The organism is Streptococcus equinus, assembly GCF_049393805.1.
Classification (GTDB): domain Bacteria; phylum Bacillota; class Bacilli; order Lactobacillales; family Streptococcaceae; genus Streptococcus; species Streptococcus equinus.
Map to the genome: position 1 here is coordinate 1,413,395 of NZ_CP185763.1, position 13,103 is coordinate 1,426,497.

Below are 13,103 nucleotides of genomic sequence, written 5' to 3' on the forward strand. Positions count from 1 at the left end.
TAATAAAGAAAAAGATAAGAATAAATCCTTTGAGAGGAAGAAAAATGACAAAAATTATTTTTATGGGAACACCTGATTTTTCAGCGACTGTTCTAAAAGGCTTATTAAACGATGCCAATTATGAAGTTTTAGCTGTTGTAACTCAACCAGACCGTGCCGTTGGTCGTAAAAAAGAAATCAAAATGACACCTGTTAAAGAAGTCGCTTTGGCGCATGATCTACCAGTTTATCAACCTGAAAAAATGTCTGGTTCAGAAGAAATGGCTGAGCTAATGACTTTGGGTGCAGATGGTATCGTAACAGCTGCTTTTGGTCAATTTTTACCAACAAAATTACTTGACTCTGTTGACTTTGCTGTTAACGTTCACGCATCATTATTACCAAAATATCGTGGTGGCGCACCAATTCATTATGCTATTATTAATGGCGACAAAGAAGCTGGTGTAACTATTATGGAAATGGTTAAGAAAATGGATGCTGGTGATATGATTGCTAAAGCTTCAACACCAATTACTGATGATGATAACGTCGGTACAATGTTTGAAAAATTGGCAGTTATCGGACGTGATTTGCTTTTGAAAACTTTGCCAGATTACATTGCTGGAAATATCAAACCTGAACCACAAGATGAAGAAGCGGCAACTTTCTCACCAAATATCACACCAGAACAAGAACGTATTGATTGGAATAAATCAGCGCGTGATGTCTTTAACCACATCCGTGGCTTGTATCCATGGCCAGTTGCGCATACACTTCTTGATGGCAAACGTTTTAAAATCTATGAGGCTGTTTTGGCTGAAGGTCAAGGAAAACCTGGTGAAATTATCGAAAAAGGTAAAAAATCACTTGTTGTGGCAACTGGTGATGGCGCGATCTCACTTAAAACTGTACAGCCAGCTGGTAAACCTCGTATGAGTGTTGTTGATTTCCTAAATGGTGTTGGACGTAAACTTGAAGTAGGTGACCTTATTGGCGAATGATTGGAAAAACCAAGCACGCGGATTAGCTTTACTTGTTCTTGAAAATGTTTTTGAAGAAGGGGCTTATTCAAATATTGCTCTTAATCAAGAGTTGAAACATACTAATTTATCCCAAAAAGATAAATCTTTAGTGACTGAAATTGTCTATGGAACAGTTGCACGAAAGATTACCTTGGAATGGTATTTATCACATTATATCGAAGACCGAGATAAGTTAGATTCATGGGTATATTACCTTTTGATGTTGAGCCTTTATCAGCTGTTATACCTTGATAAAATGCCTGCGCACGCTGTTGTCAACGATGCAGTTAATATTGCAAAAAATCGTGGCAATAAAAAAGGTGCTGAAAAATTCGTCAATGCTGTTTTACGTCGTTTGACAAAGGATGACCTTCCAAATCCTGAAACTATCAAACGAAAAAATAAACGCTATTCAGTTCTGTATTCTTTACCAGTTTGGTTGGTTAAAAAATTAATTGACCAATTTGGTGAAGAACGAGCAGTAGCTATCATGCAGAGCTTATTTGTCAGAAATAAAGCTAGTATTCGTGTGACAAATCCTGATAAATTAGCTGAGATAGAGGCGGCAACAGGTGCTGAACCATCACTTATATCTCCTGTTGGTTTGGTTAAAACATCAGGGCATTTTGCAGGGACAGATTATTTTGCCAACGGTGATATTACTATTCAAGATGAGTCTAGTCAGTTAGTGGCACCAACACTTAATATTAAAGGCTCAGAGAAGATTCTTGATGCATGTGCTGCGCCAGGTGGAAAGACTACTCATATGGCGTCATATTTGACTGATGGTCATATTACAGCACTTGATTTGTATGACCACAAGTTAGCTTTGGTTATGGACAATGCCAAACGTTTGCATGTTGATGATAAAATTTCTACCCAAAGAATGGATGCTACGACTGTTCATGAACATTTTGCAGCAGATACTTTTGATAAAATATTAGTAGATGCTCCTTGTTCAGGAATTGGCTTGATTCGTCGTAAACCAGACATCAAATATAATAAAGAAAATCAAGATTTCACCGCTTTACAAGAAATTCAATTGCAAATTCTTGATAGCGTTTGTCAAACATTGCGTAAAGGTGGTATAATAACTTATAGCACTTGTACGATTTTTGATGAGGAAAACTTCCAAGTCATCCATAAATTTTTAGAAACTCATCCAAATTTTGAACAGGTAAAACTGAGTCATACACAAGAAGATATTGTAAAAGATGGTTGCATTGCAATCACACCAGAGCAATATCAGACAGACGGGTTCTTTATTGGACAAGTTAAACGTATCTTGTAATCTCGAGGAGGAAACTGACACAGTCAGATATAAAACTATGAAAATTTCACTTGTAACTGATATCGGACAAAGACGTTCAAATAATCAGGATTTTATTAATAAATTTGATAATCAAAAAGGTATCACATTAGTTATTCTAGCAGATGGTATGGGAGGTCATCGTGCTGGTAATATTGCTAGTGAAATGACCGTTACTGATCTTGGACGTGAATGGATTAGTACTGAATTTACAGAACTAAGCCAAATTCGTGATTGGTTGATAACAGCTCTTGAAGCTGAAAACAAAAGAATTTACGAACTGGGTCAAACAGATGAGTACAAAGGTATGGGGACAACCGTTGAAGCTTTAGCGATTGTTGATAACAACGTTATCTTTGCGCACGTTGGTGATTCACGTATTGGTTTACTTCATAATGGCGAATACCAATTATTGACAAGCGACCATTCTCTTGTTAATGAATTGGTGAAAGCTGGTCAATTGACAGAAGAAGAAGCAGCAAACCACCCACAAAAAAATATTATTACGCAATCTATTGGACAAGCAAACCCAGTTGAACCAGATTTAGGTGTTCAAGTTCTTGAAGATGGTGATTATCTCATCATTAACAGTGATGGCTTGACAAATATGATTACGAATGATGAAATTGTTAACATTTTGACTCAAGATAAAAAACTTGACGACAAAAATAATGAATTGGTAACTCTTGCTAACGACCGAGGAGGTCTTGATAACATTACCATTGCTCTTATCCACGCCGAAAGTGAGGAAGCTTAATGATTCAGATTGGCAAATTATTTGCTGGTCGTTATCGTATCCTTAAATCAATCGGACGGGGTGGAATGGCAGATGTTTATCTTGCCAAAGATCTGATTCTTGATAATGAAGAAGTAGCTATCAAAGTTCTTCGGACTAATTATCAAACAGATCAAATTGCCGTAGCTCGTTTCCAACGTGAAGCGCGCGCCATGGCAGAGTTGAACCATCCCAATATTGTTTCGATTCGAGATATTGGAGAAGAAGACGGACAGCAATTCTTAGTAATGGAATATGTTGATGGTTCTGACTTGAAAAAATACATTCAAGATCATGCGCCTCTATCTAATAACGAAGTTGTTAGAATTATGGAAGAAGTCTTGTCAGCAATGACTCTTGCCCATCAACAAGGAATTGTTCACCGTGACTTAAAACCACAAAATATTTTGTTGACTAAAGACGGAACTGTAAAAGTTACTGACTTTGGTATTGCTGTAGCTTTTGCAGAAACAAGTTTAACACAGACAAACTCAATGCTTGGTAGTGTGCATTATTTGTCACCTGAACAAGCGCGCGGTTCAAAAGCCACTGTTCAAAGTGATATCTATGCTATGGGGATTATGTTGTTTGAAATGTTAACAGGTCACATTCCTTATGATGGGGATTCAGCTGTTACCATTGCTTTGCAACATTTCCAAAAACCACTTCCATCAATCATTGATGAAAACAAAAATGTTCCTCAAGCTTTGGAAAATGTAGTTATCAAAGCAACAGCAAAACGTTTAAGCGACCGTTATGCATCAACGTTTGAAATGAGTCGTGATTTGATGACGGCACTTTCATACAACCGTAGTCGAGAACGTAAACTTGTTTTTGAGGATACAGAAAATACTAAGACACTTCCAAAAGTGACTACTTCAACACCTGTTCCATCAACGACAGAACAATTGTTGAAAAAACAAAAAGCTGCAAAAGAAAATAAAGAAGTAGCTAATCAAAAAGCACCTAAAGCAAAGGCTAAAAAGAAAAAATCTCATCGTATGTTTGGTACTTTGATGAAAATCTTCTTTGCAGTCGTTGTTGTTGCGATTGCTATCTTTACTTACTTAACTTTAAGTACACCAGCTTCAGTTAATGTTCCAGATGTATCTGGTGCGGCTTTATCTGATGCTAAGACAAGTCTTACATCAGCAGGGCTTAAAGTTGGAAAGACCAAGGAAATTTATAGTGATACTGTTCCAAGTGGTCAGGTTATTAAGACTAATCCGAAAGCTGGTTCATCTAAGAAAGAAGGAGCTAAAGTTGATATTTATGTATCAAAAGGAAGTTCTGAATTCAAGATGAAAGATTACACTGGTCAAAATTATCAAGATGTTGTCAAAGAGCTCAAAGATAGGCATGGTATTTCAAGCGAAATGATTGATATCGAGTGGGTAACTGATACTTCATATGATAGTGGTACTATTATCAGCCAAACTCCTGAAGAAGGCACAAAAGTTGGTAGCAAAGATAAAATCACTTTTGAGGTAGCAGCAATCACAATGCCTAGTCTGATTGGTTATACTTATCAAGAAGCGATTGCTGAGTTAAATTCTATGGGTGTGTCAAGCTCACATATTACAATTTATATGGCAGATGCAACTTCATCAACAGGATACTCTCGAGTAAACTCAGTATCAAGTTCTGCGGTCGTCGTTGCTCAAGATCCTTATTATGGTGGGGCAGTTGAAGGAGAGGTTAACCTTTACTTCTCTTCAGCAACGGCTGCACAACCATCTGAAGAACCGTCACAATCAGTTCCAGAATCATCTGAAACAAGTGAGACAAGTGAATCAAGTTCATCAAGTAGTAGTACTGAAGAAAGTTCAGAAGCATCTACTGAAATGCAACAATAAAATTATTATAAAAGAAGTCTGGGATATTTATCTCAGGCTTCTTATTTGCATAGAATATTCAAGAAATGTGCTAATGTTCATGTGGCAAAAGCCTGCAATTTTTGAGGCTTTTTGGTAAAATACAAAAAAAGAAAGGGAAAGATATGCGAAAAGTTCAATTTTTTGTCATTGTTGAAGCTATTTTATTGGTGATGGGCTTGATGACAATCATGGCTAATAATTTATCGAGTTTTATCTTAATTTTAGTCTTGATTCTTTTAGCACTTCGTTTTTATAATCAGGATAAACGCAATAATCTTTTGTTAACAGTAGGGCTGGTTCTTCTATTTTTGATTTTAATGTTAAATCCCTATATTATCATGGCGGTCGTTCTGGGTGTTGTCTACGTTGTGATTAACCATTTTTCACAAGTTAAAAAGAAGAATCGCTTTGCTTTGGTGCGTTTTCGTGAAGAAGACTTAAAGGCAAAACCGATTCGAAACCAGTGGATTGGTGCAGACATGCACGATAGCGATTTTTATGCTTTTGATGACATTAATATCATTCGACTAACAGGAAGTGATGTCATTGATTTAAGCAGTGTTATTGTAACAGGAAAAGATAATGTTGTTATCATTCGTAAAGTTTTTGGTCCGACAAAAGTTTTAGTGCCAATTGATGTTGGGGTTAAACTTGATGTCAGTGCCATTTATGGTAGTGTTCGATATTTTGATTTTGGTGAGTATGATTTGCGTAATGAATCATTGAAATTATGGCATGCTCAAGATGAAGAGTATTTAAAGGGTGTTAAAATCATTGTGAACACGATTGCTGGAGATGTAGAGGTGGTACGCAAATGAAAAAACATCATTTTTTACTCTTGATTCTTTATGCAAGTATCATCATCATTTCAATTGTTGTTGTTGTTTTAGATAGTTTAGAATTACATTTACAAAATCTCATCACTGATTTTTGGATGGGGGAACGTTTTGTCTTCTCAATTGTCTTCCTAATTTTAGCTGTGACAATTCTTTTACTTTTGTTGTGGGTGATTTTAGATGATAACAGCAAGCGTAGTATTAACCAAAATCTGCGCCGCATTTTAAATAATCAGGAAGTATCTCTTGATGAAGATACAGAAATCAACACGAATTTGTCACGCTTGTCTAAAAAGATGACTCATTTGACAACAAGTCTCCAAAATACTGAAAATAGCCGTATTCAGAATGGACAAGAAATTGTTGAGCAAGAACGTAAACGTATTGCGCGTGATTTACATGATACCGTCAGTCAAGAATTATTTGCATCTTCAATGATTCTTTCAGGTGTATCAGCTAATCTTGACCAAATTGAAAGAGAGCAATTAGAATTTCAATTGACGGCTGTTGAAAGCATGCTACAAAATGCTCAAAAAGATTTACGAATTTTACTCTTGCATTTAAGACCTACAGAGCTTGAAAATAAAACCCTTTCGGAAGGTTTTGATATCCTCTTGAAAGAATTAACAGATAAGAGTAGTATAGAAGTTGTTTATAAGAAAAATCTCGGAAAATTACCTAAAAAAATCGAAGATAATGTTTTCCGAATTGCACAAGAATTTATTAGTAATACGCTTAAGCACGCAAAAGCGACTCGTCTGGAAGTGTATCTAAATCAAACTGAAACCGAACTGCAATTGAAAATGGTGGATAACGGTGTCGGATTTGATATGGATGAGCGTCATGATTTAAGTTATGGTATTACTAATATTGAAGATCGTGTAGATGACATGGCTGGAACAATAACATTTTTAAGCCAAAAAGGAAAAGGAGTATCAATGGATATTCGTTTGCCTTTGGTCAAGGGAGAAAAAAAGGAGAAAGAAGATGACCCAGAAAATTAGAGTTATCCTAGTTGATGATCATGAAATGGTACGTTTAGGGCTGAAAAGTTTCTTTAATTTGCAGCCAGACGTTGAAGTTGTCGGTGAAGCTGGAAATGGTATTGATGGGATAAAATTAGCCTTAGAGTTAAAACCAGATGTTGTTGTTATGGATTTGGTAATGCCAGAGATGAGTGGTGTTGAAGCGACATTGAAGCTTTTAAAAGAGTGGAAAGAAGCCAAAATTTTAGTTTTGACATCATACCTTGATAATGAAAAAATTTATCCAGTTATTGAAGCTGGTGCCAAAGGTTACATGCTAAAAACATCTAGTGCAGCTGAGATTTTAAATGCTATTCATAAAGTTGCGCGTGGTGATTTGGCGATTGAGACAGAAGTTGATAAAAAAATCAAAGCGCACGATCAAAAACCAGAATTGCATGAGGATCTAACAGCGCGTGAACGTGATATTTTGAAACTTTTGGCAAAAGGTTACGATAATCAGACTATTGCTGATGAGTTATTTATTTCTCTGAAAACCGTGAAGACACACGTGTCAAATATTTTAGCGAAGCTAGAAGTTGATGACCGCACTCAAGCTGTTGTCTATGCCTTTAAGCATCATTTAGTTCCGCAAGATGAGGAATAATGATATAATAAAAACATAGCTTTTCTTTGATTTCAAAGTTAGAAAGGAAAATGGGATAAAAGTTTTTGGACTTTTGATGGAAATTGAGATGTATTGACCATTTCCTTTCCCATAATGATACAGATGGATGTAAAAACAAAATACAAAGCCAAGAAAACTAAAATTGTTTTCTTTGACATTGATGACACCTTGCGTGTTAAGCTGACAGGTTATATGCCAGAATCAATCAAGTATGTTTTTAAAAACTTGAAGGAAAAAGGCATTATGACAGGAATTGCTACTGGTCGTGCACTTTATGGTGTTGTACCTGAAATTCGTGATTTGCATCCTGATTTTTTTGTAACAATCAACGGAACATATGTCGTTGATAATAAAGAATCAGAGATTTTTAGTGATCCATTGCCACGTGAACTTGTTGAAAAATATGTCAACTGGGCAAAATCAGAAGGAATCGAATACGGTTTTACTGGCAAAGATAAACCAGTCGTATCAAAACGTTGTGATTTAATTGATGACGCTATGAAACCTATCTATGGCATCTGTGATGTTGAACCAGATTTTTATTTGACAAATGATGTTTACCAAATGTGGACATTTGCAGAAAATAATGCTGATTTGCAGTTGCCAGAAGAGTTGGCAAATGAAATTCGTCTTGTGCCTTGGCACGAACATTCATCTGATGTTGTTAAAGTAAATATTTCTAAAGCGTCTGGTGTTGCTCATGTTTTAGAAAGTCAAAACTTAAAACCAATCAATGCCATGATGTTTGGTGACGGTCCAAATGATATGGAAATTTTTGATTATGTTGGCTTGAAAATTGCCATGGGTAATGCAGTACCTGAACTTAAAGAAAAAGCAGATTTTGTAACAAAAACAGTAGAAGAAGATGGCATTTTATATGCCTTGGAGGAACTAGGTTTGGTAGAAAAACAATTAAACTTCCCACAAGTTGATTTATCAACTGTCGAGGGTCCAGTTGCGACAATCAAAACAAATCACGGTGACATGAAAATTCAACTTTTCCCTGATCATGCACCAAAAACAGTAGCAAACTTCGTTGCTTTGTCAAAAGATGGTTACTATGACGGTATTATCTTCCACCGTATTATCCCTGAATTTATGATTCAAGGTGGAGACCCAACAGGTACTGGTATGGGTGGACAATCTATCTATGGTGATAACTTTGAAGATGAATTCTCAGAAGAACTTTACAACGTTCGTGGCGCACTTTCAATGGCAAATGCTGGTCCAAACACTAACGGAAGTCAATTCTTCATCGTACAAAACAGCAAAATTCCATATGCTCAAAAAGAACTAGAACGTGGTGGCTGGCCAAAACCAATTGCTGAATACTATGCAAATAACGGTGGTACACCTCACCTTGACCGTCGTCACACTGTCTTTGGTCAAATCATGGATGAAGAATCTTACAAAGTTCTTGACGAAATTGCAAACGTAGAAACTGGTGCGCAAGACCGTCCAGTCGAAGACGTAGTTATCGAAACAATTGAGGTAGTTGATTAATGAGAATTGGCGACAAAATCACTGGAACAATAACGGGTATAAAACCTTATGGTGCCTTTGTCGCATTGGATAATGGGACAACAGGTCTTATTCACATTTCAGAAATCAAAACAGGCTATATTGAAAACATTTATCAACTGTTAAAAGTTGGTGAAAAAGTCTTAGTTCAGGTGGTTGATTTTGATGAATTTACTCAAAAAGCAAGTCTTTCTCTTCGTACTCTCGAAGAAGAAAAACATCACCTTCACAGGCGTCATCGTTTTTCAAATAGCCACCTAAATATTGGCTTTCAGCCTTTGGCGGACAATTTGCCAAAATGGACTAAAGAAAGTCTAGATTTATTAACTAAAGAATAAAAAAGCATCCTTAGGATGCTTTTTTATTATGGTATAAGAAAACTGCTAGAACAATTGTCTAGCAGTTTTGTATATTAGTCTTCAAAATCATAAAGTGATGTTGATAGATAACGTTCACCGTTGTCTGGAAGAAGTGCCAAGACTTTTTTACCTTTACCAAGTTCTTTTGCTTTTTCAATAGCGGCAAAGATTGCAGCACCTGAAGAAATTCCAGCAAGGAAACCTTCTTTTCCACCTAGATGACGACTTGTCACAATAGCATCGTCTGAAGCTACACGAATAATGCCATCATAAGATTTAGTATCAAGAGTATCTGGGATAAAACCAGCAGAAATTCCTTGAATTTTGTGTGGACCAGGTTTTTCACCAGAAAGAACGGCAGATTCGTCAGCTTCTACAGCATATACTTTGATGTCTGGATTAGCTTTTTTAAGAGCATGAGAAACACCTGAAACTGTTCCACCAGTACCAACACCAGCTACGAAAGCATCAAGACCTTGTGGTCCAAAAGCATCGATAATTTCAGCACCAGTTGTATCTTCATGAACAGCAGGATTTGAAGGGTTAGCAAATTGAAGTGGGACCCAACCATTTTTTTCAGCAGCGACTTCTTTTGCCTTAGCGATAGCACCTTTCATACCTTCGCTACCTGGTGTTAAAACAAGTTCAGCTCCATAAGCTTGAATGATTTTACGGCGTTCAAGACTCATTGTTTCGGGCATTACGATGATAACTTTGTAACCTTTTGCTGCACCAACCCAAGCAAGACCAATACCAGTATTACCTGATGTCGGTTCAACAATTGTATCACCTGGTTTGATAGTCCCTGCTTTTTCAGCATCTTCAATCATACGAAGAGCAATACGGTCTTTGACAGAAGACCCTGGATTAAATGATTCAATTTTAACATAAACATCAGCAGCGTCTTCAGGAACAATGTTATTCAATTTTACAATAGGAGTATTTCCGATTAATTCAGTAATTGAGTTATAAATTTTTGCCATAAATCTTCTCCTTGAATAAAAGGTATAGGTCAAGTATATGCTCAAATTTATTGTTTGTAAAATATTTAATTCTTATCAAGGTGATAGGAAAAACTTATCACAAATCTAACTCAACAATTTTTGAACCAGCCTTTTCAAAAGTAACCTTGCCTTGATAGAATTCAATAAGTCGATCAGTAACTTCCTGAATTTTTTCTGGATCAAGGTAAATGTGAGTAGTGACATTTTCTAAAAATTCAGTGTCAAATTCTTGAAGTTCTTCAGCCTGTAAAAAATTTGAAAATGTTTGGTACTGCGGATAAGAAAGAGTAATTTTAATGCCTTCTTGCTCTTTAACTTCCACGATACCAATTTCTTTAAGAGCATTTGCGACACTACCAGCGTAAGCGCGAATTAAGCCTCCAGCGCCTAATTTGATACCACCGAAATAGCGTGTGACAACAGCAACAACATTTGTTAAACCTTGCTTTTCTAGAACAGTAAGCATTGGAACACCAGCTGTTCCACTTGGTTCACCATCATCACTAGAACGTTTGATTTCAGAGTTTTCTCCAATAATCATAGCAGAACAAGAGTGAGTTGCTTTGTAATGTTCTTTTTTGATTTGAGCAATACATTCTCGCCCTTCTTCTTCAGTTTCAGCACGTTTTAATTGGCAAATAAAGCGAGATTTTTTGATTTCTTCCTCGCAGATGCCATCTTTTTTTATTGTTTTATAGTTCATATCAAAATTTTACAAGATTTTTAGAGATTTAGCAAAATTTTCGAATAAATAGATATGGAAGATAAAAATGACTATTATGGAAGAATTTTTGTTGAGTCTCAATTGTCTGATGAGTTAAAAGAAGAAGCTGAAAAACTTCCTTCTATGGCAAAAAGAAAAGACAATTTTACGTGTAACCGCTGTGGAAGCATTGTTTTACCAGATAATATTTTACAAACTGGTCAGACTTACTGCAGAGAATGTCTAGTTTTTGGTCGTAACATCAGTGATTCTTATTTATATTATTTTCCGCAAAAAAGTTTTCCAAAAAATAATTCTCTAAACTGGCAAGGGCAATTGACCCCTTATCAAAATGAAGTGTCAGAAGGTATGGTGTCAGGAATTGCTGAAAAGAAAGATTTATTAGTTCATGCTGTGACAGGAGCTGGTAAGACAGAGATGATTTATCACTCAGTAGCAAAAATAATTGGTGACGGTGGTTGTGTCTGTATTGCTAGCCCACGAATTGATGTTTGTTTAGAACTTTATAAACGTATGTCTCGTGATTTTTTATGTCCAATTACTTTATTACACGGGGAAGCTGAGTCTTACAAACGAGCACCGCTCATTATTGCAACAACTCATCAACTTTTAAAATTCTACCAAGCATTTGATTTATTAATCATCGATGAAGTTGATGCTTTTCCATTTGTTGACAATAAAATGCTGTATTACGCAGTAAATCAATCTTTAAAAAAAGATGGTGTCAAGATATTTTTAACAGCCACATCGACAGATGAATTAGATAAAAAAGTTCGAAAAGGCGACTTAAAAAAATTGCATTTAGCCAGACGTTTTCACGCCAATCCTTTGGTTGTTCCTAAAATGCTCTGGCTTAGTGGGGTGTTAAAGTCAATGAAAAAAGGAAAAATACCTAAAAAATTAGACTTGCTGCTTAAAAATCAAAGAAAATCTGGATACCCCTTACTAATCTTTTTTCCAAATATAGAGCAGGGAAAAAGATTTTCGATGGTTCTGCAAGAAAAATTTCCTACTGAGAAGATTGGTTTTGTGTCAAGTCAGAGCGAAGATAGACTTGAATTAGTTGAAAAATTTAGAAAGAACGAAATAACAATTTTAGTCAGCACAACCATCTTAGAACGTGGAGTCACGTTTCCTTGTGTTGACGTATTTGTTGTATTAGCAAATCACAAATTATACACTAAAAGTGCTCTTGTACAAATTTCTGGGCGAGTCGGTAGAGCTGCTGAACGACCAACAGGAGAATTATTATTTTTGCACGATGGCGCTACAAAATCTATGCAACAAGCGATTAAAGAAATAAAGGAAATGAACAAGAAAGGAGGATTTTGATGGAAAAGTGTTTGTTATGTGACCAATTATTTCTTGAAAAAGAAACTTTTTTGGGTATCATTTCTATTCAAAAAAATCAAAGAAATATTTGTCCTGATTGTCTCGCTGCTTTTGAAAAAATAGGAGATAAGCACTGCCCAACTTGTTATCGAAATGGTTGTGAAACGCAGTGTAAAGATTGTCAAAAATGGGAAAAGGAAGGGCATTCTGTCAAGCATCAGGCAATTTTTACCTATAATGCTGCCATGAAAAATTATTTTTCAAAGTACAAATTTCAAGGAGACGTAGCACTCGGTGCAATTTTTTCTAGAGAGCTTAAGAAAAAAATAAAGCTGTACAAAAATTACAGTATCGTGCCAGTCCCTTTAAGTAAAGAGCGAATGACAGAACGTAAATTTAATCAAGTTGCTGCCTTATTGGACGCTTCTGGAATAGCCTATCAAGAGATTTTATCAAAGAAAAATATCGCTAAACAATCAGATAAAAACAGAAAAGAGAGACTTGGGAGCCAGTGTCCATTTCAAGTTATGCCAAATAGTAATATTTCCAAAAATATTTTAATCATTGACGACATCTATACGACTGGCGCTACACTAAAAGGCATTTATCATCTTCTTTATGAAAACGGTGCACAGAATGTAAAAAGTTTAACAATTGCACGGTAAATGCTTGCAAATTTTCATGAAAGCAGTATAATAAAAGAGTAAAGAAA

The 13,103-nt window shown here is 35.9% G+C and carries 13 protein-coding genes; 11 read left to right on the forward strand and 2 right to left on the reverse strand.

Annotated features, from left to right (window positions below):
* The first annotated feature begins 44 nt into the window (after nt 1-44).
* The 9 genes from fmt to ACN0NP_RS07060 all read left to right on the forward strand — a co-directional run bounded on the left by fmt (nt 45) and on the right by ACN0NP_RS07060 (nt 9,310).
* Nucleotides 45-980, forward strand: coding sequence for a methionyl-tRNA formyltransferase (fmt, locus tag ACN0NP_RS07020; protein ID WP_024344647.1), 936 nt, complete (start codon nt 45-47; stop codon nt 978-980).
* A complete protein-coding gene (gene rsmB, locus ACN0NP_RS07025; protein ID WP_423217023.1) occupies nt 970-2,292 on the forward strand; it encodes a 16S rRNA (cytosine(967)-C(5))-methyltransferase RsmB in 1,323 nt (440 codons plus the stop codon). Before fmt ends, rsmB begins: the two co-directional genes overlap by 11 nt.
* 37 nt (nt 2,293-2,329) lie before the next feature.
* Entirely contained in the window at nt 2,330-3,067 is a 738-nt protein-coding gene (locus tag ACN0NP_RS07030) for a Stp1/IreP family PP2C-type Ser/Thr phosphatase (RefSeq protein WP_024344649.1), read from the forward strand.
* Nucleotides 3,067-4,941, forward strand: a complete 1,875-nt coding sequence (pknB, locus tag ACN0NP_RS07035) for a Stk1 family PASTA domain-containing Ser/Thr kinase (RefSeq protein ID WP_423217024.1) — start codon at nt 3,067-3,069, stop codon at nt 4,939-4,941. Before ACN0NP_RS07030 ends, pknB begins: the two co-directional genes overlap by 1 nt.
* Nucleotides 4,942-5,084: 143 nt before the next feature.
* On the forward strand, nt 5,085-5,780 hold the full coding sequence (gene liaF / locus ACN0NP_RS07040) for a cell wall-active antibiotics response protein LiaF (RefSeq protein ID WP_027968110.1): 696 nt from the start codon (nt 5,085-5,087) through the stop codon (nt 5,778-5,780).
* On the forward strand, nt 5,777-6,802 hold the full coding sequence (locus tag ACN0NP_RS07045; RefSeq protein WP_021141792.1) for a sensor histidine kinase: 1,026 nt from the start codon (nt 5,777-5,779) through the stop codon (nt 6,800-6,802). Before liaF ends, ACN0NP_RS07045 begins: the two co-directional genes overlap by 4 nt.
* Entirely contained in the window at nt 6,786-7,430 is a 645-nt protein-coding gene (locus tag ACN0NP_RS07050) for a response regulator transcription factor (protein ID WP_024344653.1), read from the forward strand. The genes ACN0NP_RS07045 and ACN0NP_RS07050 overlap by 17 nt, the downstream gene beginning before the upstream one ends.
* 123 nt (nt 7,431-7,553) lie before the next feature.
* Nucleotides 7,554-8,954 carry a bifunctional Cof-type HAD-IIB family hydrolase/peptidylprolyl isomerase gene (locus ACN0NP_RS07055; RefSeq protein ID WP_423217025.1) on the forward strand — a complete coding sequence of 467 codons (1,401 nt, stop codon included), beginning with the start codon at nt 7,554-7,556 and terminating at the stop codon, nt 8,952-8,954.
* A complete protein-coding gene (locus ACN0NP_RS07060) occupies nt 8,954-9,310 on the forward strand; it encodes a S1 RNA-binding domain-containing protein (protein WP_027968108.1) in 357 nt (118 codons plus the stop codon). The genes ACN0NP_RS07055 and ACN0NP_RS07060 overlap by 1 nt, the downstream gene beginning before the upstream one ends.
* A gap of 74 nt (nt 9,311-9,384) precedes the next feature.
* Here the strand turns inward: ACN0NP_RS07060 and cysK are convergent, their stop codons facing one another.
* Nucleotides 9,385-10,314, reverse strand: coding sequence for a cysteine synthase A (gene cysK / locus ACN0NP_RS07065; RefSeq protein ID WP_423217026.1), 930 nt, complete (start codon nt 10,312-10,314; stop codon nt 9,385-9,387).
* A 97-nt stretch (nt 10,315-10,411) separates the two neighbouring features.
* Nucleotides 10,412-11,038, reverse strand: a complete 627-nt coding sequence (locus ACN0NP_RS07070) for a YigZ family protein (RefSeq protein ID WP_423217027.1) — start codon at nt 11,036-11,038, stop codon at nt 10,412-10,414.
* Between the two features lie 54 nt (nt 11,039-11,092).
* Between ACN0NP_RS07070 and ACN0NP_RS07075 the strand changes: the two genes are divergently transcribed.
* The gene (locus tag ACN0NP_RS07075; RefSeq protein WP_423217028.1) at nt 11,093-12,391 is read left to right on the forward strand and encodes a DEAD/DEAH box helicase; all 1,299 of its coding nucleotides are present in this window, start codon (nt 11,093-11,095) and stop codon (nt 12,389-12,391) included.
* The gene (locus tag ACN0NP_RS07080) at nt 12,391-13,056 is read left to right on the forward strand and encodes a ComF family protein (RefSeq protein WP_423217029.1); all 666 of its coding nucleotides are present in this window, start codon (nt 12,391-12,393) and stop codon (nt 13,054-13,056) included. Before ACN0NP_RS07075 ends, ACN0NP_RS07080 begins: the two co-directional genes overlap by 1 nt.
* The last annotated feature ends 47 nt before the right edge of the window (nt 13,057-13,103 follow it).

Bases quoted from the DNA above. Each gene is read 5' to 3' on its own strand.
- ACN0NP_RS07060 (WP_027968108.1), top strand. From the start codon at position 8,954: ATGAGAATTGGCGACAAAATCACTGGAACAATAACGGGTATAAAACCT.
- liaF (WP_027968110.1), top strand. From the start codon at position 5,085: ATGCGAAAAGTTCAATTTTTTGTCATTGTTGAAGCTATTTTATTGGTG.
- fmt (WP_024344647.1), top strand. From the start codon at position 45: ATGACAAAAATTATTTTTATGGGAACACCTGATTTTTCAGCGACTGTT.
- ACN0NP_RS07080 (WP_423217029.1), top strand. From the start codon at position 12,391: ATGGAAAAGTGTTTGTTATGTGACCAATTATTTCTTGAAAAAGAAACT.
- ACN0NP_RS07055 (WP_423217025.1), top strand. From the start codon at position 7,554: ATGGATGTAAAAACAAAATACAAAGCCAAGAAAACTAAAATTGTTTTC.
- ACN0NP_RS07050 (WP_024344653.1), top strand. From the start codon at position 6,786: ATGACCCAGAAAATTAGAGTTATCCTAGTTGATGATCATGAAATGGTA.
- pknB (WP_423217024.1), top strand. From the start codon at position 3,067: ATGATTCAGATTGGCAAATTATTTGCTGGTCGTTATCGTATCCTTAAA.
- ACN0NP_RS07045 (WP_021141792.1), top strand. From the start codon at position 5,777: ATGAAAAAACATCATTTTTTACTCTTGATTCTTTATGCAAGTATCATC.
- ACN0NP_RS07070 (WP_423217027.1), bottom strand. From the start codon at position 11,038: ATGAACTATAAAACAATAAAAAAAGATGGCATCTGCGAGGAAGAAATC.
- ACN0NP_RS07075 (WP_423217028.1), top strand. From the start codon at position 11,093: ATGGAAGATAAAAATGACTATTATGGAAGAATTTTTGTTGAGTCTCAA.
- cysK (WP_423217026.1), bottom strand. From the start codon at position 10,314: ATGGCAAAAATTTATAACTCAATTACTGAATTAATCGGAAATACTCCT.
- ACN0NP_RS07030 (WP_024344649.1), top strand. From the start codon at position 2,330: ATGAAAATTTCACTTGTAACTGATATCGGACAAAGACGTTCAAATAAT.